Here is a 21,600-nt window from a genome sequence, read left to right as displayed (position 1 = left end):
CCCCTTTACCGAGTAGTCGCCGGCGCACCTCTCGCCAACTTCGGCAATGTGTCGCAGGACCGTCCTCGGTAATGTGTCGCAATACCGTGCGCGGTAAGGGGGCGCCGTCTCCCGACTACCCCAGCGGCAGGACGCTCAACCAGCGGCAGAAAAGTCGGTTCGGCCGACCTGCCGCGGCGAACGCTTCCCACAAATCCCGGCGGGCGGAGACGAGATCGACGCATCGCTGTGGTTTTTCGAGAGTGATTCAGCTGCAATGCTTTCCGTGTGCAAGGTAGGAATGTCACCGGCTGGCGGCTCGTACCGCCGCGACGATCACCGCGACGAGGAGCGCCAGCAGAAGAATTACGAGTAGTACCGGTCCGAGCAGAAGTGCGACGAGGAGAAGGAGAACAAGGCCGACCTTGGCTTTGCCGCTCAAACCGGACATCAGCGCTTTGATCGCGGCCCACACCGGATTCTTACCCGTCAGCGCGGCGCGAATGCCCTCGAGTCCGGCGCCGGCCCCGGCGTTGCTGTGTATTACCTCGTGGACGAGCGACGCCAGCCATTTCTTGAATTTCTGCCGGAGATTCTGCGCCTCCTTCTCGCCGCGGTCCCGCAGTGCGTCGACGAGGCGGCCAACCTGGTCCTGCAGCCACTCGGTGACGTCCCCGAAGTCCGGTGCGACCGGATCGGGCAGGCGCTTGCTGCCGGAGCCGGAGGATCCGGTGTGGGCCGGTCCGCGGGACCCCGTGTCCCGGGGACGCTTCCGGGCCGTCGGCTTCGTGACGGGTTCGGTGCGGGTATCCCTACGCGTCGGCCGGGCCGTCGTCGTGGTCCGTCGGGGAAGGCCGTGCCGCGACCCAGCCGAAGTCGATGTCGACGTTGCCGGCCGCCTGGGCGGGAGTGGTTGTCTTCGCGGCAGCCGTCCAGGGGGTGCGTCGGCGAGCGCCGTCGACCCTGTCGTCGTCCTCTCTCGTGCGCCCATATACCCCAATTACCCTCGGAGAATTTCTTGAAACCGGAGCGGGAACGGCGGCAATTCGGGAACGACGGGTTACCCTTCCCCGCGTTCGTCGAGCGGGTTTTTGCGCGTGACGATGAGCGGGTCGGCGGGGGTGAACGGAAGTTTGGCAGATCGTCGATGTGCGTGTCGAACGTGGCGGCAAAGACTTCGCGGGAGTGCGCGCTGACCGACGTCCCCGTGCTCGAGATACCGCGGCGCACATAACCTATTTCGCCGCCGACGGCACCACGGGATCGCCGATTCGGGCCGCCAGGGCGCGGTCCGCGGTGTTGCGTCGGAGAGCGGCGAAATCGGAGGCGTCGAAATCGTAGGTGTTGCCGAGCCGACCGTGAAGGTCGAAACACGCTGCCGGTGTCGAGTACGGAGACGAGCGACGTTCCGGACAGGGCAATACGTGAGTTCATTCGCGTTGGCGTGCCAGTGCGGAAGCGCTGAGTTGTTCCGGTGATCGCGACGGAGTGGGTGGTCTCGCGGGCTAGGATTCGAAGAGGCCTGCCAGCTGGTACCGCCCATCGGCGCGGTATCCGAACCATGGCGCCGAGGCGGTGATGGCGACGATGAGGGATTTCCCGGCGGAATACATGCGGGGCCGGAGAACTGGAGTGGGTCGGTTGCGCGCACGACGCGCCACCCGTCTCGCTGTGTTCACGGCGTGCGGCGCACTCGTGATCGCGGGGTGCTCACCCACGTCCGAGCCGACGACCGCCGAGAATGCTTCATCGCCTGCCGCGGCGACGGCGACGGCTGCTTCGGGTTCGGCGCTCAATTCCATCGATCCGGCCGCATTTCAGGCGGCGGTCGATGCGGCCGCCGAGGAGTTGATGATCCCCGGCGCGGTGGTGCAGCTCCGCACCCCGCAGGGAACCTTCGACGCGGTGGTCGGCACCACGGAACTGGGCGCGGGTACACCGCCGGATGCGCAGACGCATTTCCGGATCGCATCGAACACCAAAACCTTGACGGCGGCGCTGACGGTCCTACTGGCGCAGGACGGCAAACTCCGGTTCAGCGACCCGGTGTCCACCTACGTTGCCGACGTGCCCCACGGCGAGAACATCACCATCGCGCAGCTGTTGACGATGCGTAGCGGGCTGTACAACTACACGAATGCGCCCGAGCTGGCGGCGACTTTGGACAGCGACCCGGCGAAGGCCTGGACGCCTCGAGAGGTCCTGGACATCGCGTTCAGCCGGCCGCCGGACTTTCCACCCGGCACGTCGTACGAATACAGCAACACCAACTATGCGTTGCTGGGTTTGATCGCCGAGAAGGTCGGCGGTCGCCCGCTGGCCGAGCAGTTCCAGGAACGGTTGCTCGGGCCGCTCGGGCTGAATCAGACCTCTCTTCCCGCCGCCGACGATACGGCGATCCCGGACCGGTATTCGCACGGTTACATGTACGGCGGATCGGCCTACGCCCTGTTGGACGAGCCGTATCCCGCCGACATGCAGACCGCCGCGAGGGCGGGGACACTGCAGCCCGTCGACTACACCAACCAGAATTCGTCCTACGCCACCGCCGCCGGCGGTGCCATCTCCACGGCGGACAACCTGGCCACATGGATCCGGGCGCTGGTCTCCGGCGAGGTATTGAATCCGGAATACCAGCAACAGTGGCGGGACAGTTTGCAACCCGAGGACCCGGACGCACCCGACGGGCAGCAATACGGTTACGGGATCAGCTACCAGCGTTTCGGGCCGAACGCGTCGATGTATTACCACGGCGGTGAGCTGCCGGGCTTCAACTCGTTCATCGGGTACGACCCGGACAACGACGTCACGCTCGTGATCTGGGCGAATCTGACTCTGTCGCCCGAGGGCAAAACCACCGCGAACGCGTTGCTGCCCACCGTTCTCGACGAGATCTACGCAGGAATGTCGCTGGCGCCCACACCCGCTCCTACCCCCACCAGGTGATGCGCGGTGCACGGGTTGCGGGTGGGGCAGAATCATCGTTCGTGAGCGACAACTCCGTTCGAACACCGCACGCGTCGGCAGAAGCCGAGAATCCCGACCTGGCCAGGGCCCGGGACGGAGACGACGCCGCGTTCACGCGCCTGGTCGGACCGTTGCGCCGCGAACTGCACGCCCACTGTTATCGCATGCTCGGCTCCAGCCACGATGCCGACGACGCCCTGCAGGACGCCCTATTGCGGGCCTGGCGCGGATTCGCGAAATTCGAGGGCCGCAGCGCGCTGCGCTCCTGGCTGTACACCGTCGCGACGCGCACCTGCCTGGACGCCGTCGAATCGCGTGGTAAGCGGGCCCTCCCCGTCGACCTCGGTCCCTCCAGTGAATGCGCCGTCGTCGGCGACGTCCCGCTCACCGAGGTGGCGTGGCTGGGTCCGTACGCCGATGCGGGACTGGCCGCCGGTGCGGCGGGGCCGGCCGCGCGCTACGAGCAGCGCGAGGCCGTCGAACTGGCATTCGTTGCGGCACTACAACATCTGCCGGGCAATCAGCGGGCCGCCCTCCTGCTCTTCGAGGTCCTGGGGTTCTCCGCCGCCGAGATCGCCGCCGCCATGGACACTACGACGGCGTCGGTGAACAGCGCGCTGCAGCGGGCCCGGGCGATCGTCGCGGCGAAGATTCCGTCGGTGACCCAGTCGCAAACGTTGCGCGAGATCGACGACGCGCGTCTGCGTGCCCTGGTCGCCGGGTACTCCACCGCGCTGGAACGCGGTGATGCCGATGCTCTGGTCGCTCTCCTGACGGAGGACGTCACCTGGTCGATGCCGCCGATGGCGCACTGGTATCGCGGTCTGGCCGCGGTCACGGATTTCGCGGTCCGGGTCCCGCTCACGGGATGCGGTTCGTGGCGCCACCTGCCGGTCGGTGCCAACGGCCAGCCCGCCGTGGCCTTCTACCTGTGGGACGAGGACGCCGGCACCCACCTCCGCTGGTCGATCACGGTGCTGACCCTGCGCGGCACCAAGATCGCGGAACTGACCTCGTTCATCGGTCCGGAGCACTTCGAGCCGTTCGGTCTGCCCGAATTCTTGCCGTGACCTGCGCTCACGGTGACGGATTGCACCGCCGTGACGCCACGATGGCACATCGATCCCCAGCGAAGTCTTGCGATGGTGCCATTGTGATGCCATGATGGCACCATGGATCTCACACCCTATGTCGCATCCCTCCGTCACGAATTGGCCGTAGCCGCCGAGGCCGGGGGAGAGGACGCCCGCGCCCTCGCCGAGCGGCTCACCGCCCCACTGGAGTCCGGGGTCCGGCTCGCACTACTCGACGCGTTGTCGGCGGCCGCCTGTGAAATCACCCGCGACCTCGCGCCGGGTTCGGTGGATCTCCGACTCCGCGGACGTGAGCCCACGTTCGTCGTCACTCCCGCGCCCGCCGAGCAGTCGTTCGAGGAGCCGGCCGCATTCGGTCCGGACGTGACGCCGCCGCGAATCGCGGAAGTGGAAGACGGAGCCATGACCCGGATCAATCTTCGTCTCTCGCAAGACCTCAAGGACCGCGTCGAGGAGGCCGCTCGGGAGGCAGGACTGTCGGTGAACGCCTGGCTCGTCCGGTCCGCGGCCGCGGGGTTGGAGTCCGACGGCGGCAGTGGTCGCTCCGAACGGCGTGCCCCACGCGGCAACGACCGTTTCACGGGCTGGGTGCGCTGACCCGACCCGCCCGTCCTTTCATTCGCCATCACCACATTCCGGAGGACAACCATGCCCACATTCAGCACCCCGGCGCCGATCTCGGCCACGGTCGAACTCGTCGTCGGCGACGCACGGATCACGGCGAGCGACCGCGACGACACGGTCGTGGACGTGCGCCCCAGCGACGGTTCGCGGGAATCGGACGTTCGCGCCGCCGAGCAGACCCGCGTCGAGTACTCCTCAGGGAGGCTGCTGGTCAAGGCGCCGAAGCAGCGCGGTCTCGGCCTGTTCGGCAAGGCCGGTTCCGTCGACGTCACCATCGCGCTGCCGACCGGCTCCGAGTTCGAGGGCGACGCGTCGGTGGCGACATTCCGCGGCGCGGGACGGCTCGGTGCGTGCCGGGTCAAGACTTCGGCGGGGGACGTCCAACTCGGCGACACCGGCCCGCTCGACGTGCACACCGGGGCCGGCACGGTCACCGTGGGCCACGTCGCGGGAGATGCGGACGTGAGCACGGGGTCGGGAAAACTCCGCGTCGGTGCGATCGACGGCAGCGCCGTGATCAAGAACTCCAACGGCGACAACTGGATCGGCGCGATCGGCGGCGGACTGCGGGTGAAGACGGCGAACGGCGACATCTCCGTCGACGACGCCCGCGCCGACCTTGCCGCGGCAACCGCCAACGGCGACATCCGCATCGGGCAGGTGACGCAGGGCGCGGCGTCGCTGGAAACCGGCCACGGCCGAATCGAGATCGGAATCCGCTCCGGGACCGCTGCCCGGCTCGACGCGCACACGTCCTTCGGGAAGGTCCAGAACCATCTGGACTCCGTCGACCGGCCGGAATCGACGGACGACAAAGTCGAGGTGCGTGCCCGTACCGGGTTCGGCGACATCGTGATTCGCCGCCCCGATTCCCAGAAGTCGACCAGTCGAAAGGCAGAGTGATGACAGCATCGATCACCACCCGGTCCGCGATCACCACCACCGGGCTACGAAAGTCTTACGGCGACAATGTCGTCCTCGACGGCATCGACCTCGACATCGGCGAGGGAACGATCTTCTCGCTGCTCGGGCCCAACGGCGCAGGCAAGACCACCATGGTCCAGATTCTGTCCACGCTCATCGCCCCCGACGGCGGCGACGTCAGGATCGCGGGTCACGATCTCGCCCGTGAGCCCGATGCGGTGCGGTCCACCATCGGTGTGACCGGCCAGTTCTCCGCGGTGGACAACCTCCTCACGGGTCGCGAGAACCTGATGCTGATGGCCGATCTGCACCACCTGCGCCGCGACGCGGGTCGCGCCCGGGCCACGGAACTGCTTGCCCGTTTCGATCTCGTCGAGGCGGGAGCGAAGCCGGCCGGAAGTTACTCCGGTGGCATGCGCCGCCGTCTCGACCTCGCGATGACCCTCGTCGGCGATCCCCGGATCATCTTCCTCGACGAGCCGACGACCGGTCTCGATCCGCGCAGCCGCCGCGCCATGTGGCAGATCATACGAGAACTCGTCGCCGACGGAGTCACGATCTTCCTCACCACCCAGTACCTGGAGGAAGCAGATCGGCTCGCCGACCGGATCGCACTCCTCGACGGCGGCAGGCTGGTCGCGGAGGGAACGCCGGAGCAGCTGAAGAGGCTCGTTCCGGGCGGCCACATCACCCTGCAGTTGCCCGGGGTGCGCGAACTCGACGCGGCCTCCCGGCTCCTCGGGGACGTGACCCGGAACGAGGAATCGCTCACGTTGCAGGTTCCCGGCGACGGCAGCGTGCAATCGCTGCGCGCACTGCTCGACCGGCTCGATCACGCGTCGATCAGCGTCGAGAATCTGACCGTGCACACTCCCGATCTCGACGACGTCTTCCTCGCGCTCACCGAGCGTGCCGCAACCCGGAAAGAGAGCCTGCGATGACGACCATGGGTTACGCGCTGAGCGATTCGGCAACAATGCTGCGCCGCAACCTCCGGCACATGATCCGGTACCCGTCGGTGACGGTGCTCCTCGTCGGGATGCCGATCGTTCTTCTCCTGCTCTTCGTGTACGTCTTCGGCGGCACGCTGGGGGCGGGACTCGGCGATCCCGACGGCGGACGCGGCGCCTATATCAATTACGTAGCACCGGGAATTCTCTTGATGACCGTGGCCGGCGCCGCCCAGGGCACCGCGATCTCGGTCGCCACCGACATGACCGAGGGCATCATCGCCCGGTTCCGGACGATGGCCATCGCACGGGTGTCCGTGCTGACCGGGCACGTCGTCGGCAGCATGATCCAGACACTGATCAGCCTCGTGCTGGTCGTCGGTGTCGCCGTGCTCATCGGTTTCCGGCCCACCGCCGGGCTCGGCGAGTGGATCGCGGCGACGGCGGTGCTCGCGATGTTCACGTTCGCACTCACCTGGCTGTCCGTCGCGTTCGGGCTGGTGTCCAGGAGCGTCGAAACGGCGAGCAACCTCCCGATGGTGCTGATACTGCTGCCCTTCCTCGGCAGTGGATTCGTCCCCACCGACTCGATGCCCGCCGGTCTGCGGTGGTTCGCCGAGTACCAGCCGTTCAGCCCCGTCATCGAGACCATCCGCGGGCTGTTGCTCGGCGGTCCCGTCGGCAGCAGCGCCGTGCTCGCGGTCGGCTGGAGCGCCGGTATCGCGCTGTTCGGCTACCTCTGGGCGAAAAGACTGTTCAACCGGCGCGTGAACTGACGGCTTTCACCCGTGCCGGCGGGCCCTCACCGCGGTACTCTTCCGATGCCGCGGTTTCGCCACCGATGATGCAGCCGCAGGTTACAGTCGGAACCGGTTTTTCCTTCTTCAGCAGGGTGGGATCGCGATGAACTTGATCAAGAAATCGGCAGCATCGGTCCTCGTCGCAGCGACGGTGACACTCGGAGCAGGCACGGCGCACGCCGACCCCGTCGTACCGAACACGGGAACGCCCGCACTGGCGATCCCCGGCCGGCACGAGGTCGACAAGCAGCAGGCCCTCGAGAACATGCTCAACGAACTCGGCGTCGGCTGGGCCAACGGGGGAGCGGCCGGCACGGCGATCGGCGCGCTCATGGGTCTCGGCGTCGGATGTGTCTCGATGTTCCCCGGCAGTCTCGCCGGGTGCATCATCGGTACGCCGATCGGTGCGATCACCGGTGCAATAGTCGGTATGGGCCAGGGCAACCCCAGGGCGGCGCAGGCCATCCAGGAGTACATCAACACGCCGTGAGTCGTTGTCCGTCAACTCTGTTCGCGGAGTCGACGGATCACGGGGGCGAACACCTCCAGATACGGTTCGTGGACGATGACGTACGAGAAGCCGTAACGCTCCCGGTGGCCCCGGAGTTGCTCGGCCATCTCGTCCACGGTTCCCACGAGGACGTACGGGGTGCCGAGGACGTCGTCCACCGAGATGGTGCCGCCGAGCCGGTCCGCGATCTCGGTCGCCGTGGCCCGGCGGTCGTCCGTCTCGACGACCGATTGGACGAGCAGATGCCACTCGATGTCCTCGGCTCTCGCACCGGCATGGTTCCGTACGAAGCGAATTCGCTCGGCCGCCTCGTCCGCGGTGGCGAGGCGGAATGTGCCCGGGGGCCGGCCCGGAATCTGAAACGTCCCCGCGACGCCGACGATGTCGGCGTGGGCGGCCGCGATCCGCAGCACCCGGTCGCCGGTACCGCCGATGATCAGGGGCGGACCCGAGCCGCCGAATCCGCGCCGCTGCAACGGTCGTGGCACGGTGCGGCCTTCGGGTAGCTCGTCGAAGTCCGTGGTGAAGGACGTGCGCAGGCCGTCGACCATCTCCGACAACTGCTCGACCCGGCCGCCGAACGGCTGCCATTCGATACCCGCGGCGTCGAACTCCCACTTCATGTGCCCGGCACCGAGACCGATCTCGAGCCGTCCGTCGGTGAGGATGTCCGTCGTCGCGATCTCGCGAGCGAGGAGGGCGGCGTTCCAGAACGGTGCGTTGAGCACCAGGGTTCCCACACGAAGCCGCGTGGCGCCCGCGACGGCCACCAGCAACGGGAACGGTGCCGGGGCGCCGAGATGGTCGGCGGCGAACACGGCAACTTCAGCGCCGCGAGTGTGATGCTTGCCATACCTGAGCCGTTTTCCCACGTGGCCGCGTCGAATCGCCCTGCAAGTACAACGCTTAGGGCAGGCATGCCTTATCTTCTGCGAGGTGACAAACACGAGCTCACGCCTTCAAGGCGCCACTGTCGACTATGCCATCGAGGCGTTCCGCGTGGTTATCGGCTTCCTCTTCTTCTGCCATGGAACGTCGACGTTGTTCGCGTGGCCGACCGCACCTCACAGCGGGCACACCGCAGCGGTAGGCGCCTGGCCGAGCTGGTGGGGTGCCGTGATTCAACTCGTCTGCGGCGCCGCGTTGTTCCTCGGCCTCGGGACGCGAATCGCGGCGTTCCTCGCTTCGGGTTCGATGGCGTACGCCTACTTCTGGAGCCATCAGCCGGACGGTGCCCTCCCCATCCAGAACAACGGTGAACTCTCGGCCATCTTCTGCTGGGCACTGTTCCTGATGATCTTCCTCGGCGGCGGTGCGCTCTCCCTCGATCGCCTCTTTACTCGTGGCGGGCGCACGGTGCAGGCCGACGACAGCGACACCGCCGGCGAATCCGGACCCACCGACGAGTTGCGGGAAGTGAACGCCGGAAGAACGTCTCGTGAGCCCGGGCGATGACCGTCATCTCCCGGATCGCCTGAACAGGCGAACAGTGCCCAGCGTCGCGAAGACTGCTGGGCACTGCTCTCGCGATCGGTGTCGACCGAGGTGAGTGTCGGTACGACTACCGTGTTCGGTACGTCGACGAAAAGGGCGGCCGCGCCAGCCGGAGCAGTTCCAGCGCCAGCAGCGAACCCCGGGGGCCCAATTCGTCCTGATAGCGGCGGATCACGTCGGTCTCCCCACCGAGCGCGACCATCGGTGCACCGGACTCGACCCGGGTGCGGGCCGCGAGCTGTGCGAGAACGAGGCGGCGATTCACCGCATCCAGGATCTCCGCATCGAGGCGAGCGATCTCGGCGTGAACGCGATTCAGATCCGTGCCGTCGGAGACTGCGTCTGCGGCGTCTTCGGTGACTGCCCCGGAATCACTGTCCGTCATCGTTGCTCCTCGACTGGGTGACCGTGTAAGACAATCGTCGGACGGGAGCGTCCGCAACGACAGACACCCTGGGGTGAGGATCGGCGACCCCTGTCCGGGCGGGGCCGACCGAGTGGGTGCCGCGAACCGATTCCGCGTTACCGCAGTGCGATGAACCGCTGCAATTTCCCGCTCGCCTGATGACGCCGCAGGTGGTCGACGACGTCGATTCGGACCTGCGGATCGGACAATCCTTGCCGGCGCAACGCCGCGGCGACAGCCGATGTCAGCCGGGCCACGTCGGGGTCGCCGACCGCGAAGATTTCCGCACCGTCGGCGGTCTGCCTGACCTGATACTCGGAAACGCGCGGATCTGCGCCGAGGACGTATCGAAATGTGCTCGCGGGCACCGTCTTCGTCCCGTATCGGAAATCGTCGTCGCGCCGCCCGCCGATGTCGGCGACACGCATGAACGCACTTCCGCACGGGCAGGTGCCGGGCAGCAATGTGACCTGATCACCGAGGTCGTAGCGGATGAAGGGAAACGTCCGGTTGGCGAGGCCCGTGGCGAGCGTTCGCGCCGCGGGCGCATCGGCGGCGACCGGCGTGCCACTGTCGTCGACACGTTCGAGCACGACCTCGTCCTCGCACACGTGCAGACCCTCGCCATGTCCGCAACCCACGGCCTGCACTCCGATCTCCGTCGACCCCCAGAGGTTGTGGATCGGCGCCGACCAGGCTTCGCCGATGGCCTGCCGATCCTCGTCCAGCAGCGGCTCGGAGTTGGTGCTCACCCGGACGGGGCGAACCTGCAGATCACCGGCCAGTGTGGCGCGGGCGAGTCGTCCGATCACCGACGCATATCCGACCAGGTGCGTGGGCTGGGCGGCGGCCACCGCGGCGACGATCTCGCCGAACGGTGCACCTGCCGGGATCACGACGGTCTCCATTCCCGGTGCGGTCGGCACATCGAACAGTGGGGTGCTCGCATGTGGTGGGATGCCGGCGGCCAGCACGGCGAGCCGGGAAGGAGTCCACACGGGTGCCCGCCGTTCCTCCCGCGCCTGAACCCGCCAGGCCAGGCAGGCGGCCGACACGTAGAACTGCCAGTCCCAGACATACACGCCGCGGACCCCACTCGACCCACCCGAGCTGAAGATCTGTTCGTCGCCCGGAGTGTACGAAAACCATTGCTGCCCGGCCAGAATCCGCTCGGCACGCTCGCGGTCGAGGTCGCGAGTGGTGACGATCGTATCCCACTCGTCCTGTGCGTCCTGCTTGGTCATCATCGGCAGCGACGCCAGGTCGGCGACCGTGGCCGTCGACGGATCGAGACCGCGCAGTCGCCGGGCGTGAAACGGCGACCGCTCGCGGGCGTGCGAGAGGAGGGCCCGCAGTCGGGCGGTCCGGTAGCGCTCGATCTGCTCTCGCGGCCAATCCAGGCGTCCCGTGTGGTCCTCGAGGGCCGCCTGAACCGCATTCACCTGGCCGGCGCGCACACGTGCGTACGCTGTGTGCCCCGTGTCGTCCGGAGCATCTCCGGGTACCGATCGGGACATGACGCCCTCCGCATCAGGATGGTCCGGCGCACCACTGCCGTCCGTGCGTATTCGAGTCTTGCACAGCGGGGTGCCGACCGTCAGGAGGTGTGAATCTTCCGCAGGAGTCGCTTCATCGTGCGAGCGTCCCGCCACCCGAACGACGTGCGGTCCGCGGCCCGCCGTTGGAGACTGTCGACGATGCGGGCCGGAACGGCGACCCGGTGCCGCACCGCACTGTCCACGACCTCGAGAATCGCGCGCTGAGGCCGGTCGTCCTCGAGTGCGAAGCCCGCTTCGTGCAGAGCGTCGGGAGGCAGTGCCGGACGCAACGCGGAGAGCACCTCGTATGCGAACGCGTGGAAATCCTCGCGGCCGAAGGCGTCGGTGAACGTGACCGTGGCGATCGACCCGAGAAGTTCGCTCTCGCGGGCCAGGCGGGGGAGTTGTCGTTCCCAGTCGGGCGCGGCCGTGATTCCGGCTCCGGCGATCACGCCGACGGCACCGAGTGCGCGAACGTGTTCGAGCCACCCGTCCGGCGGCACGACGACGCCGTCGAAGAGGACGTCCGTGCCGTCCTCGATCACCAGTGTGCGTCCGTCGACGGAGCGCAACGACAGCACGGCCGACGTCAACCCGTCGACACCGTCGAACACGGGGCTGGGATCCCGCCACCCGCGCCCAGCAAGGTTCTGCAACAACGTATGCCGGGTTCCGGGCTGGACGTCGTAGTCCAGCGCCACCATCGGTGTGCCCCGTCGGTCCGCTGCGGGTGCGTGGTAGATGGCGACGGCGTCCACTGTTGGTTCCCCCATGGAGCGTTACGATGCCACAGAAAAAGTCCGACTGGAAGGTTTTGTCCTCCGTGTGTCGGCGCGCCGTGTCCCATTCTCTGCGCGAACGCTGCGTCGCGATTGCGGTGCGGCGACGACTTTGGAAACCTCGGAGGATGGGAGGCTTCGTCTGGCAGCGCGCGGCCGCTGTCACCAGCCTGGCCTTCGTGGTCGCCGGCCTCGCAGTCCTCGCGGGTCGCCGGCGCGACGCGCCGACCAGCACCTACGGCCTGCTCGTCGTCGCGGTCGGTCTCGGGTCGCTCGTCCAGCACGGGCCCGACCCGCCGTGGCAGGGATACGCGCACGACATCCCGATCGCGACGCTTCTCGCGTACATCGCCGTCGACGCCGCGACCGATCGGTTCGGGCGTCGGCTGTCGCCGGGGTGGTGGCTCGTTGTTCCGCTCCTGATGATTCCCACCGTGGCTGCCGGCCCGACGGCGTCGACGATCGTGCAGGCACTGCTCGCCGCGGTGGCCGTGGGACTCGCGCTGGAACGCGCCCGCGTCCGACCGCAGTTGCGGCGGACGACTATCGTCGCGGCACTGTTCCTCGCGTCCGGCGCTCTGCTCGGTGCCGTGGACGACAGTCTTCTGCCGGGCCACGCGCTGTGGCACGTGCTCGCCGCCGCCGGATTGTGGCGGCTGGCGCCCACGATCGGGCGAAGTACTACCCCGGGTCCGCGACACTGTGGGAGTTGGTGCGGTTGACCGACAAGACCCGCCACACTCGCGCCCATTCGATCTCGCAGACCGCGCCGTTGACAATGCGCGGCACCGCGGCGGCGGACCGCGCCAATCGGGTCGCCCTCGCTCGTCGCGGCGATCCTGCCGCGGACCGCGCACCGCAATTCGGTCCCGCGGCAGGACACGACGTCGCTCACGTCGCGCCCGAAGAGTGACGACATCGTGATCCCCGGGGTGGTGCCCGCGCTCTCCGTCGACGTCACTTCGATATCGGACGGCAGCACGGGGAGGATGCCGGATCCGGATGACCTGTCCGCCAGCCGATCCCGACGTACGTGCTCACCGCCGTCGGCGCTCGCAAAGCCATGGTCGGACACAGCGCCGGACAGTAGGTTCGCGTCCGAGAGAAATTTTGTGACAACTGGCTGATCCGCGCCGAGAACTGCTGCCCCAGGAAGTCGAGCGGCGCCTCCACGCTGCGACCCGCGGCGGTGAACCGCAACGGGGAATCCTGGATCGATGGGGACGAGAAACCGTTGCCCACCAGCAGAATCCGACGTGCCCGCGCGATCAGGTCCACGACGGCGGCGAACCCGGCGGGAATCGATGTCACACGGGTCAGTTCGAGCCGAAGATGTTGGAATCCACGGAAACCCAGTCGCTGGCACGCCCGAACCACCGTCGCCGGCGACGTTCCCGACGCCGCCGCCAGTTCCGCCGTCGACAACTCGACCACCGCCGCGGGCTCGGCGAATACGGCCCGCGCGACCCGCTGCTCCCCGGGGCCCAGAGTGGCCAGGCCGGTGCGCAACCGCGCCGGGGTGGCGCTCGAGCGCCACGGATCGGCTGAGCCATGCGGCATGTCGGCACTGTCCTGTTCGTCCCCGCGCCGGCGGACTCCGGCGGTGTCGGGATCGTCAGGGGTAGTCACTGCACCGCCACCTCCGACGGACGGGAGGGTCCGTTCACCGCACCGTCATTCGGCATTTGCACGCGCGTTCAACAGATGTCGGAATTGTCACGACATGGCTTCGAAACGGTATCGAAACCTCAGAACCACACAATTTTCACTCGCGTTTCTCAATAGTCGAACATCCGTACCTTGTTCATGCCGTGTGAATTTCGGGAGGAGGCCACGTTCGGGGGCCCGCCGCTGCAGATCTGCCGACGCGGGTTCGTGATCCCGACACCTTCGAGGCGCGGGACGAGGCACCGAAAGGATGGCCGGCGATCGACGTGAAGTCGCCGGCACGCCGCGTCCGCCGGCGCGGAGAGGATTGAGCCAGCATGACCACTCGCAACATGGAGAAACGCACCTTCGGCTGGATCGCCCTGATCGGCGCGGCCGCCACCGTTCTACTGGGGCTGGGCGCGGGAACCGCGTTCGGCGCGCCGCACGACTGGGAAGAAGTCGCGGAGTGCGAAAGCGGCGGAGACTGGACCACCGACACCGGAAACGGGTTCTACGGCGGCCTGCAGTTCACGCCGGAGACCTGGAAGGCGAACGGCGGGAAGGGCGACCCCTCGGAAGCCAGTGAGGCCGAGCAGATCCGGGTCGCCGAGAACGTCCTGAAAACCCAAGGCCCCGGCGCGTGGCCGGTGTGCGGCCAGTATCTGAAGAAGGGTGGTACAGCGCCCGTCGAGGTACCCCCCGTCACCAAGGCGCCTGCACCGGCAATCGAGACTCCCGACCCCGTCAAGACGCCGGACGTCGTCAAGACTCCCGACCCCGTCAAGACGCCGGACATCGTCAAGACTCCCGACCCCGTCAAGACGCCCGGCCTCGTGGAGACGCCGGATGTCGTCGAGACGCCGGACGCTGTCGAAACACCCGATCTCGCGGAGACTCCCGACGTCGTCGAGACGCCCGCACCGGTCGAAGCGCCTGCGACAGGCGAGGATCCCGCCACGGTGAAGGCGGCCGCCCAGGAGGCACTGGACCGAGCCCGCGCGCTCGCCGCGCAGAACGGGTCGAGTGAGGAGTTCGAGGAGAGGGCCGCAGCACCGCGGTAACGTCCGACGCTTCTTGTGCGAACTAACCACACGGAACTGTTGTGTCGTCGCCTACGAAGGAGCTCTCGTGCAGAAGAAGTCCGCTCGGCGTGCTGCAGCATTGGCCGGGATCCTGGCCGCACCTCTCGTCCTCGGAGCCACCGTCGGCGCCGGTTCCGCGAGCGCCGAACCATGGCATGTCGGACCCGTCTACCGTGCCGAGACGTCCGGCGAAGGCGCGGAGTACTTCTGCGGGAAGGCCGCGGCGCTCGAACAGACGTCCGGAGTCGTGATCGTGCCGTGCACGTTCGACTCGGCCACCGCCGTCTGGTACCGCGTCGTCTTCAACCCCGCCAACTGGGGCTTCGACTTCTGAGGCGGACCGCACAGGTCGGCGCCGCACCTGACGAAGCGGTGCCCGGACACGTCCACCGCACTCCGCTTCGTCGAGTGTGCCGGCGCGCGGTGAAGCGCAGACTCCTCGGTATGGTCGAGGAAAGAACAGCATGAGCATCGAGACAGCCCAGCGCAGCGAGATCGACCTGGCGATGGCGAGAAGTTGGCTTCTGGTCCCCGCGGTCGGGAGCGAGGTTCTCGCCGCGGCGGCCGCCTCGGGCGCCGACGCGCTGATCATCGACCTCGAGGACGGCTTGCCGTTCGCCGCGAAGGACGAGGGGCGTGCCGTCGCCGCCGCGTGGCTCGAACGGAACCCGGGCTGGGTCCGGATCAACGACGCAACCACCGCGCACTGGCAGCGCGACCTCGACGCGATCCGCGGCCTGCCCGGGCTGCGCGGGCTGATGCTGTCGAAAACCGAAGGGCCCGGACAGGTGCGGGACACCGCCGCCGAGATCCCCGGTGTCCCCGTGGTCGCCCTCATCGAATCGGCGGAGGCCGTGGTGGCCGTGGACGACATCGCGCGCACCGGTCCCGTCGCCCGACTCGCGTTCGGGATCGGCGACTACTGCCGCGACACCGGCGCCGGACGTACGCCGATGGCGTTGGCGTACGCCCGGTCCCGGCTCGTCAATGCCAGCCGGGCTGCCCGGATCGCGGCTCCGATCGACGGGCCGACGCTGGCGCAGCGCGCCGAGATCGTCCGGGAAGACACTCGACATTCCCGAGAGATGGGGATGACGGGGAAACTGACCCTCGTGAACGAGCAGGTACCCGTAATCAACACCGCGTTGGCGCCGGACTCGGACGACATCTCCTGGGCCGAGTCGACGATCGAGCGACTGGGGTCGGACGGCAGCCGTGTCACGCACGGTGGGCATCCGCCGCAACTCGCCCGCGCCCACGACATCCTCCGTCGCGCGGACCACTTCGCGGCGCGGGCCTAGGACGGGTCGGCGCTGTCCCGGTCGGGTTGCCGGGTCGCGCGGTAGGCGGTGAACACGCCGGCCGTCGCGATGACGCCGAGACCGAGGAACAGCAGTTGCGCCGAGGTGAGGGTCGAGGGTGCGCCGAGATTGACCAGCACACCGGCGACCGCGGACCCGACGGCCATTGCGATCAACTCGACCGTGTTGAGCCCGGCCGCCGCCTTGGCGCCCTCCTGAGCGTCGTCGGTGCTCTGCATGGCGGCGACCATCAGGCGCGACGAACGCGAGCCGCCAGTGGCCGAGCTGGGCGAACAGCCCGCCGATCGCCGGTCCGGCGAGAGTTCCCACGCCCCACATCGCCGACACCAATGCGGTCGCGCCGGCCCACAGACGTTCGGGCAACGCCTCGCGCAGTACGGCGTAACTCAGACCGGCGAGAAGGCCCCCACCGATCCCCTGCACTGCACGTCCGACGAGCAGCACCTCCATCGACGGGCCGATCGCGCAGACCATCGTGCCCGCGAAGAACGGCGCCAGAGCGAACAGATACGCACCGAGCGCCCCGCGGTGTGCGAGGAGGCGACTCACGGTCATCGACGAGATCACCGACGCCACCATGAAGACGGTCGCGCTCCAGGCATACAGCGATTCGCGACCGAGTTCGCCGATGGCGGTGGGCAGCAGACTCGTCGTCAGGAAGGGGAAGATGCGATGTCTTTGGAACCGAAGGACCTGCTGCCGGTGGGGGAGGTGTCCCGCCGCACCGGGTGTGGCCGTGTCGGCGCTCCACTACTACGAGCAACTCGGGCTGATCTCGTCGACGCGAACACGAACTCACCGGATGCATCGGGTGCGGGTATCTGTCGATGAAGGCGTGCTGTTTGCTCAACCCCGAAGACGAACTCGCCGTACAGGGTTCGGGTCCGAACCGGCTCTGATGATGCCGGGTCGGTCAGAGGTATTCGTGGCGGTGTCCGCATTCGAGGCCGTCGGGGGCCGATCGTGAGCATCGATTCATGCAGTGGAAGACCCGGTACCGTTTGCCCGGAGGCAGCGACGCGAATCCGGCGTGGGCGTCCTTGATTTCGTATCCGATCGGACCGTGGCAGGACGAACAGGTCTTGGTCGCGTCGGTTCCGGTCTCCATTCATCCATCGTAGGGCGGCTGACGGGCGGGCACGGCGAAATTCACGTCCCGCCTCGAGGTGCGGCATCGGCGTCCCGACCATACCGGGGACAGCGGGAAAGTCCACCGGAGTCTATTCGTGAGATCACAAGAAGCGCAGTAAAGCTCACGAACTTGCTTATTCCCTGCCGGTGGCTATGGTGCATGCAGGCATCAACGCCATCTACCGGAGGACTGAAATGTGAATGCAGCTACCGATCGTCAATGGGCGGTTCGTGACGCTGTTCTGCGTTGGCTTCTCGCGAAGGCGACCGAAGGGTATCGGAGTCCGATTCTGGACGCGGACGCTGTCGGTGAGACCGTGGGCTGGGCGCCGTCGCCCTTGACCCGGGACGACGTGGCCGACGCGTCGAATCATCTCTACAAAGAAGGGTATGTGACGGGCGTGCCGGTGATGGGTATCGGGATTCCGCGCCCGATGCTGACGGTGGCCGGTCGGCGGGTCGCCGAGGGCGGAAGGTCGCTGCGCCCAGTCGATTGCCGCCACGATGTCGACGGCGGGCAGTCGGTACTCGAAAGCGGCCTCGTGCATTAGCCATAGGTGAGTGGCACGGTGTGCGTCCGTACACCGTGCCACTCACGTGCGGGGATGGCACACTGCGGGTGTGGAGCTTTCGCAGACCGTCGAATGGCGCGGCAGATCGGTGGCGTGGGACAGGTTCGGGAACGGCCCCGCCGTGGTGATGTGCCACGGGACGCCGTGGTCTTCGCAGCTGTGGTGGCCGTTCGCACGCGCACTCGCCGCCGAGTTCTCGGTCTACCTGTGGGACATGCCCGGGTACGGGCAGTCGTCGAAGGACGGCGCCCACGACGTCGATCTCGGCGTCCAGGGGAAACTGCTCGCCGACCTCGTCCGGCATTGGAACCTCGACGCACCTCATGTCGTCGCGCACGACTACGGGGGCGCCGTCTCGCTCCGCGCCCATCTTCTGCACGGCGCGCGGTACGCCTCGCTGGCCCTGATAGACGTGGTGGCGCTGCGGCCGTGGGGATCCGACTACTTCCGGCTCGTCGCGGACAACGCCGACGTCTTCGCTGCGCAACCGGCGTCCGTGCACCGAGGTGCCCTCGAGGCGTACGTCGCGGGCGCATCCCACCGCGGCCTGACCCCGGCTCAGATGGCCGTGCTGACCACGCCGTGGCTGTCGGAGGAGGGTCAGGTCGCGTTCTACCGGCAGATCGCCCAGGCCGACGAGCGTTACACCGACGAGGTCCAGGACCGGTACGCGTCGATCGACCTTCCCGTTGCGGTCGTGTGGGGCAGAGACGATGCGTGGATCCCCGTCGACCGGGCCGAGGAACTGGCGCGCCTCATCCCCGGTGCGACACTCGAGGTCATCGACGGCGCCGGGCACCTGATCCAGTTCGACGCTCCCGTCGAACTGGCGGTGTCTCTGCACAGGTGGCTCACGGCGCAGTCAAACCCTCGATGACGGCGGCGGTCGTGTCGGCGATCGCCTGGTTGTTTCCCTGCGCGCCTTCCTGATTCGTGAGGCTGTCGGTGAGGACGGCGAGGACGACGGGGGAGCCGTCCGGGCTCCAGGCGACGCCGGCGTCGTTGGCGGTCCCGAACCCGCCGCCACCGGTCTTGTCGGCGGCGGTCCATCCGGGCGGCAGACCGGCACGCATCCGCTTGTCCGAAGTCTTGCTCGCCCGCATCCAGTCCAGCAGCTGATCGCGGCTCGCTGCGTCGAGCGCATCGTCCAGGAGCAGCGCCCGGAAACCCTGGGCGAGGCCGGTCGGTGTCGTCGTGTCCCGGGGATCGCCGCGGAATGCGGTGTTGAGTTCGGTCTCCCACCGATCCAGTCGTGTGCTCTCGTCGCCGAGGTCGCGGGCGAGTGCGGTGATCGCCTGCGGGCCGCCGATCTCGCGGAGCAGATAGTTTCCGGCGGTGTTGTCGCTCCGGGTCAGCGCCGCTTCGGCAATCTGCCCCAACGTCATCGGGGTGCCCACGGCAGCGGCGGTGACCGGCGAGTTCTCGACGAGATCGCCGGGTTCGATCACCACAGTCTTGTCGAGGGACGTCGACCCGTCCTCGATCTTGCGCAGGACCGCGGCGGACGCGTAGGCCTTGAACGTCGAACACATGGCGAACCGTTCGTCGCCCCGGTGGCTGTAGACCGCGCCGGTCGCGGGATCGACGGCCGTCACGCCGATCCGCGTGGCGTACTGCGCCTCCAGTGCCTCGATTTTCGCGTCGAGGGACTGGCGATCCGGCGCCGCCACCACCTCCGACGTCGCGGGTGGGGTCTGCTCCGCGGTGGCCGTGCACGCCCCGACCAGCAGCGGCAGAGCCACTGCCAGGGCAACGGCGCCGCGACGACCGGTGCGCCGAGGCTTCGGATGATTGGGCTTTGGGTGATGTCGATGTCTGGGCATGGATCCAATGTGGGGTGCCCCTGCCCATAGCGCAAAGACGACTCGACCTTCGCCGCGAGTCGGGTGCGCTATCACTCCAGTTCAGGGGGGCGTTTTGTGTGCGCGAAGTGGCGGTGTCGCCCGAACCGGGCGGTCGGAACTGGTTCAATGGGCGCCATGGATCTGCTTCGCCATCTGAGTTTCTTTGTCGCCGTTGCCGAAGAGGGACACTTCGGGAATGCCGCGTCGCGACTCGGCATGACGCAGCCGCCGCTGTCGCAGGGGGTCCGCCGGCTCGAACAGAGACTCGGCACGGAGTTGATTCAGCGCAGTGCCCGCGGCGTCGGACTCACCGACGCCGGACGCCAATTGCTCCCGCGTGCGCGGCTTCTCGTGGACGACGCGACCCGATTCGAGGACGAGGCGCACCGCATCGCGGGTGGTCGCGACGCGGTGGTGCGATGGGGTGTCCCGCACTCGGTGGCCGACGCCGTGGTGGTGCGGTGTGTCCGTGCGCTACGCGACGCCGACGCCACGCACCCTACCCGGGTGGAGACGACCACGGCGCCCACCACCGAACTCGTGGACGCCCTCCGTGCGGGCAGCCTCGACGTCGCCGTGGTCGAACACCCGGCCCTGCTGACGGGGCTCGACAGCGGCCCGGTGATCAAGCTGCGGCGGTGGGTGGTGGTGCCCGACGACCACCCGGTGGCAACCGCAAAGAAGGCGCAGGTCCGGATGCTGCGGGGGCTGATGCTGGCCACCGGTCCGCGCTCGGACAATCCGCCGGCCCACGACCTGTTCGTCGACCTGTGGCGGGTCCGGGGTCTGGACCCGGACATCGTGATCGCCTCGGGGCAGCGGGAACTCCTCACGCGCGTGTCCGCCGGCGGGCACTTCGGGGTGACGGCGACGCCGCCCACGGCGATGCCGGGTGTGGCCTGGGTCGATCTGCTGCGCGACGACCTCTCGCTGCGCGTGCGCATCGTCTGGCGCTCCGGGGCCGACGTCGCACCGTCTGCCGCGGCCCTCGACCGGGTGCTGGTCAGGGCCGATCGATGACATCGGCGGAGAAGCGGATCCGGGACGTCTTCGCCGACGCCGGGTGCACCGGATGGTTGCACGCCCGCCGCGTCGGAACCCCGGTCGACGACGCAACCGACATCGCAGTCGGCGCGGACGACCTCGTCGTGCTCGCGTCCGTCTACAAACTTCCGCTGCTCGTGGCCCTGTGCCGCGCTTTCGAATCCGGGGAGTTGTCGCCGACCGCGACCGTCCGGGTCAATCCGGCCGACTGCACCCCGGGACCGACCGGAGTGTCGACGTTCCGCGACCCGGTGGTGCTGAGCTGGCGGGATCTGGCGCTGTCGATGATGACCGTGTCCGACAACGCGGCCGCCGACCTGGTTCTCGGGCAGGTGGGACTCGAGAGCGTCGAGCGGGCACTGTCGGAATTGGGTTTGACGAGCACCCGCATCATCGGCGGCACCGCCGATGCTCACCGCAGCCTGGTCATCGACGCCCACGCGCACACCACCGCCGAAGCATTCGCGGCGCTGGCCGACAACGACGAGGCGTGGACGGTGTCCGCATACGACCCGTCGTACGCGAGCGCGACGACCCCGCGGGAGATGACGTCTCTTCTCGACGCGATCTGGGCCGGACGGGCGGTGCCCGGGGCGCAGGGCGAGTTCGTCCGGCACGTGATGTCCGCGCAGATCTGGCAGCACCGCATCCGTTCCGGGTTTCCGCACTCCGGGGTGGACGTCGCCGGGAAGACCGGCACCATCGGCGCCATCCGCAACGAGGTGGCAGTCGTGACGTTTCCCGGGGAGATTCCCGTCGCCGTCGCCGTCTTCACCCGTGCCGCCCGCACGGACCCGGTGCTACCGGTGGTCGATGCCGCGATCGGGCACGCCGCCCGGATCGCGGTGACCGAACTCCGCTCCGGCAGCGTCGCATGATGGCTGCCCCG

The 21,600-nt window shown here is 68.1% G+C and carries 26 protein-coding genes and 3 pseudogenes; 18 read left to right on the top strand and 11 right to left on the bottom strand.

All coding sequences use genetic code 11. The features are described from left to right. Positions 1 to 283: 283 nt before the first annotated feature. Complete coding sequence (locus MLGJGCBP_RS51680) at positions 284 to 970, bottom strand: hypothetical protein (protein ID WP_236581044.1); 687 nt, start codon at positions 968 to 970, stop codon at positions 284 to 286. A 69-nt stretch (positions 971 to 1,039) separates the two neighbouring features. Then, positions 1,040 to 1,435: pseudogene (locus MLGJGCBP_RS51675) on the bottom strand (cupin domain-containing protein); the annotation flags it as partial. A 185-nt stretch (positions 1,436 to 1,620) separates the two neighbouring features. Between MLGJGCBP_RS51675 and MLGJGCBP_RS12050 the strand changes: the two are divergent. The 7 genes from MLGJGCBP_RS12050 (at position 1,621) to MLGJGCBP_RS12020 (ending at position 7,828) form a co-directional block, all read left to right on the top strand. Next, positions 1,621 to 2,925 (top strand): serine hydrolase domain-containing protein, encoded by a 1,305-nt coding sequence (locus tag MLGJGCBP_RS12050; protein WP_442972093.1) that lies wholly within the window; start codon positions 1,621 to 1,623, stop codon positions 2,923 to 2,925. Positions 2,926 to 2,966: 41 nt separating this feature from the next. Continuing rightward, entirely contained in the window at positions 2,967 to 4,016 is a 1,050-nt protein-coding gene (locus tag MLGJGCBP_RS12045; protein WP_160095814.1) for a sigma-70 family RNA polymerase sigma factor, read from the top strand. A gap of 102 nt (positions 4,017 to 4,118) precedes the next feature. Then, complete coding sequence (locus MLGJGCBP_RS12040) at positions 4,119 to 4,637, top strand: toxin-antitoxin system HicB family antitoxin (RefSeq protein ID WP_160095812.1); 519 nt, start codon at positions 4,119 to 4,121, stop codon at positions 4,635 to 4,637. A gap of 51 nt (positions 4,638 to 4,688) precedes the next feature. After that, positions 4,689 to 5,567: a DUF4097 family beta strand repeat-containing protein gene (locus tag MLGJGCBP_RS12035; protein WP_160095810.1), complete on the top strand. Its 879-nt coding sequence runs from the start codon at positions 4,689 to 4,691 to the stop codon at positions 5,565 to 5,567. Continuing rightward, complete coding sequence (locus tag MLGJGCBP_RS12030; protein ID WP_160095808.1) at positions 5,567 to 6,529, top strand: ATP-binding cassette domain-containing protein; 963 nt, start codon at positions 5,567 to 5,569, stop codon at positions 6,527 to 6,529. Before MLGJGCBP_RS12035 ends, MLGJGCBP_RS12030 begins: the two co-directional genes overlap by 1 nt. Continuing rightward, positions 6,526 to 7,314, top strand: a complete 789-nt coding sequence (locus MLGJGCBP_RS12025; protein ID WP_160095806.1) for an ABC transporter permease — start codon at positions 6,526 to 6,528, stop codon at positions 7,312 to 7,314. Before MLGJGCBP_RS12030 ends, MLGJGCBP_RS12025 begins: the two co-directional genes overlap by 4 nt. 127 nt (positions 7,315 to 7,441) lie before the next feature. Beyond that, on the top strand, positions 7,442 to 7,828 hold the full coding sequence (locus MLGJGCBP_RS12020; protein ID WP_087557484.1) for a hypothetical protein: 387 nt from the start codon (positions 7,442 to 7,444) through the stop codon (positions 7,826 to 7,828). 11 nt (positions 7,829 to 7,839) lie between these two features. On the opposite strand, the gene MLGJGCBP_RS12015 is transcribed toward MLGJGCBP_RS12020, so the two are convergent. Next, positions 7,840 to 8,667, bottom strand: coding sequence for an LLM class F420-dependent oxidoreductase (locus MLGJGCBP_RS12015; protein WP_236581043.1), 828 nt, complete (start codon positions 8,665 to 8,667; stop codon positions 7,840 to 7,842). Positions 8,668 to 8,785: 118 nt separating this feature from the next. Here MLGJGCBP_RS12015 and MLGJGCBP_RS12010 point away from each other — a divergent pair, with 118 nt between their 5' ends. Further along, positions 8,786 to 9,304, top strand: coding sequence for a DoxX family protein (locus MLGJGCBP_RS12010; protein WP_160095804.1), 519 nt, complete (start codon positions 8,786 to 8,788; stop codon positions 9,302 to 9,304). A gap of 106 nt (positions 9,305 to 9,410) precedes the next feature. Here MLGJGCBP_RS12010 and MLGJGCBP_RS12005 read toward each other — a convergent pair whose 3' ends face one another. From MLGJGCBP_RS12005 to MLGJGCBP_RS11995, 3 genes are all read right to left on the bottom strand, one after another. Further along, a complete protein-coding gene (locus MLGJGCBP_RS12005) occupies positions 9,411 to 9,728 on the bottom strand; it encodes a chorismate mutase (RefSeq protein ID WP_160095802.1) in 318 nt (105 codons plus the stop codon). Between the two features lie 137 nt (positions 9,729 to 9,865). Beyond that, complete coding sequence (locus MLGJGCBP_RS12000; protein WP_160095800.1) at positions 9,866 to 11,266, bottom strand: phenylacetate--CoA ligase family protein; 1,401 nt, start codon at positions 11,264 to 11,266, stop codon at positions 9,866 to 9,868. 80 nt (positions 11,267 to 11,346) lie between these two features. Continuing rightward, a complete protein-coding gene (locus tag MLGJGCBP_RS11995; RefSeq protein ID WP_160095798.1) occupies positions 11,347 to 12,060 on the bottom strand; it encodes a hypothetical protein in 714 nt (237 codons plus the stop codon). A gap of 134 nt (positions 12,061 to 12,194) precedes the next feature. Here MLGJGCBP_RS11995 and MLGJGCBP_RS11990 point away from each other — a divergent pair, with 134 nt between their 5' ends. Beyond that, positions 12,195 to 12,788 carry a hypothetical protein gene (locus tag MLGJGCBP_RS11990; protein WP_160095796.1) on the top strand — a complete coding sequence of 198 codons (594 nt, stop codon included), beginning with the start codon at positions 12,195 to 12,197 and terminating at the stop codon, positions 12,786 to 12,788. Then, on the top strand, positions 12,785 to 12,979 hold the full coding sequence (locus tag MLGJGCBP_RS11985) for a hypothetical protein (protein ID WP_160095794.1): 195 nt from the start codon (positions 12,785 to 12,787) through the stop codon (positions 12,977 to 12,979). The genes MLGJGCBP_RS11990 and MLGJGCBP_RS11985 overlap by 4 nt, the downstream gene beginning before the upstream one ends. 44 nt (positions 12,980 to 13,023) lie before the next feature. Here MLGJGCBP_RS11985 and MLGJGCBP_RS11980 read toward each other — a convergent pair whose 3' ends face one another. Then, positions 13,024 to 13,695, bottom strand: coding sequence for a MurR/RpiR family transcriptional regulator (locus MLGJGCBP_RS11980; RefSeq protein ID WP_160095792.1), 672 nt, complete (start codon positions 13,693 to 13,695; stop codon positions 13,024 to 13,026). Between the two features lie 356 nt (positions 13,696 to 14,051). Between MLGJGCBP_RS11980 and MLGJGCBP_RS54280 the strand changes: the two genes are divergently transcribed. From MLGJGCBP_RS54280 to MLGJGCBP_RS11965, 3 genes are all read left to right on the top strand, one after another. Then, entirely contained in the window at positions 14,052 to 14,777 is a 726-nt protein-coding gene (locus tag MLGJGCBP_RS54280; protein WP_160095790.1) for a transglycosylase family protein, read from the top strand. A gap of 67 nt (positions 14,778 to 14,844) precedes the next feature. Further along, positions 14,845 to 15,132, top strand: coding sequence for a hypothetical protein (locus tag MLGJGCBP_RS11970; RefSeq protein WP_087557478.1), 288 nt, complete (start codon positions 14,845 to 14,847; stop codon positions 15,130 to 15,132). A gap of 130 nt (positions 15,133 to 15,262) precedes the next feature. After that, complete coding sequence (locus MLGJGCBP_RS11965; RefSeq protein WP_160095788.1) at positions 15,263 to 16,099, top strand: HpcH/HpaI aldolase/citrate lyase family protein; 837 nt, start codon at positions 15,263 to 15,265, stop codon at positions 16,097 to 16,099. On the opposite strand, the gene MLGJGCBP_RS54275 is transcribed toward MLGJGCBP_RS11965, so the two are convergent. Together MLGJGCBP_RS54275 and MLGJGCBP_RS54270 are read right to left on the bottom strand one after the other, a co-directional pair. Beyond that, the gene (locus MLGJGCBP_RS54275) at positions 16,096 to 16,338 is read right to left on the bottom strand and encodes a hypothetical protein (RefSeq protein ID WP_236581042.1); all 243 of its coding nucleotides are present in this window, start codon (positions 16,336 to 16,338) and stop codon (positions 16,096 to 16,098) included. The two genes, MLGJGCBP_RS11965 and MLGJGCBP_RS54275, sit on opposite strands and share 4 nt — an antisense overlap. Positions 16,339 to 16,360: 22 nt before the next feature. Next, positions 16,361 to 16,780: pseudogene (locus MLGJGCBP_RS54270) on the bottom strand (MFS transporter); the annotation flags it as partial. Between the two features lie 12 nt (positions 16,781 to 16,792). Between MLGJGCBP_RS54270 and MLGJGCBP_RS53725 the strand changes: the two are divergent. Beyond that, positions 16,793 to 17,019: pseudogene (locus tag MLGJGCBP_RS53725) on the top strand (MerR family DNA-binding transcriptional regulator). A 14-nt stretch (positions 17,020 to 17,033) separates the two neighbouring features. Here the strand turns inward: MLGJGCBP_RS53725 and MLGJGCBP_RS11950 are convergent. After that, positions 17,034 to 17,228 carry a hypothetical protein gene (locus MLGJGCBP_RS11950; protein WP_087557476.1) on the bottom strand — a complete coding sequence of 65 codons (195 nt, stop codon included), beginning with the start codon at positions 17,226 to 17,228 and terminating at the stop codon, positions 17,034 to 17,036. 220 nt (positions 17,229 to 17,448) lie between these two features. On the opposite strand from MLGJGCBP_RS11950, the gene MLGJGCBP_RS11945 reads away from it, so the two are divergent. Together MLGJGCBP_RS11945 and MLGJGCBP_RS11940 are read left to right on the top strand one after the other, a co-directional pair. Then, positions 17,449 to 17,802, top strand: a complete 354-nt coding sequence (locus tag MLGJGCBP_RS11945) for a serine recombinase (RefSeq protein ID WP_087557475.1) — start codon at positions 17,449 to 17,451, stop codon at positions 17,800 to 17,802. Between the two features lie 70 nt (positions 17,803 to 17,872). Further along, positions 17,873 to 18,700 carry an alpha/beta fold hydrolase gene (locus tag MLGJGCBP_RS11940; protein ID WP_160095786.1) on the top strand — a complete coding sequence of 276 codons (828 nt, stop codon included), beginning with the start codon at positions 17,873 to 17,875 and terminating at the stop codon, positions 18,698 to 18,700. Here MLGJGCBP_RS11940 and bla read toward each other — a convergent pair. Next, the gene (bla, locus tag MLGJGCBP_RS11935; RefSeq protein WP_160095784.1) at positions 18,675 to 19,646 is read right to left on the bottom strand and encodes a class A beta-lactamase; all 972 of its coding nucleotides are present in this window, start codon (positions 19,644 to 19,646) and stop codon (positions 18,675 to 18,677) included. The two genes, MLGJGCBP_RS11940 and bla, sit on opposite strands and share 26 nt — an antisense overlap. A 147-nt stretch (positions 19,647 to 19,793) precedes the next feature. On the opposite strand from bla, the gene MLGJGCBP_RS11930 reads away from it, so the two are divergent. Both MLGJGCBP_RS11930 and MLGJGCBP_RS11925 read left to right on the top strand, forming a co-directional pair. Beyond that, positions 19,794 to 20,687 (top strand): LysR family transcriptional regulator, encoded by an 894-nt coding sequence (locus MLGJGCBP_RS11930; RefSeq protein WP_160095782.1) that lies wholly within the window; start codon positions 19,794 to 19,796, stop codon positions 20,685 to 20,687. Beyond that, a complete protein-coding gene (locus MLGJGCBP_RS11925) occupies positions 20,684 to 21,589 on the top strand; it encodes a serine hydrolase (protein ID WP_087557472.1) in 906 nt (301 codons plus the stop codon). The genes MLGJGCBP_RS11930 and MLGJGCBP_RS11925 overlap by 4 nt, the downstream gene beginning before the upstream one ends. Positions 21,590 to 21,600 lie beyond the last annotated feature (11 nt).

This window comes from Rhodococcus sp. T7 (genome assembly GCF_009872365.1).
Taxonomy (GTDB): Bacteria; Actinomycetota; Actinomycetes; order Mycobacteriales; family Mycobacteriaceae; genus Rhodococcus_F.
The sequence above is the reverse complement of the archived record's forward strand: the minus strand, read 5'-3'. Positions and strand labels throughout refer to the sequence as shown.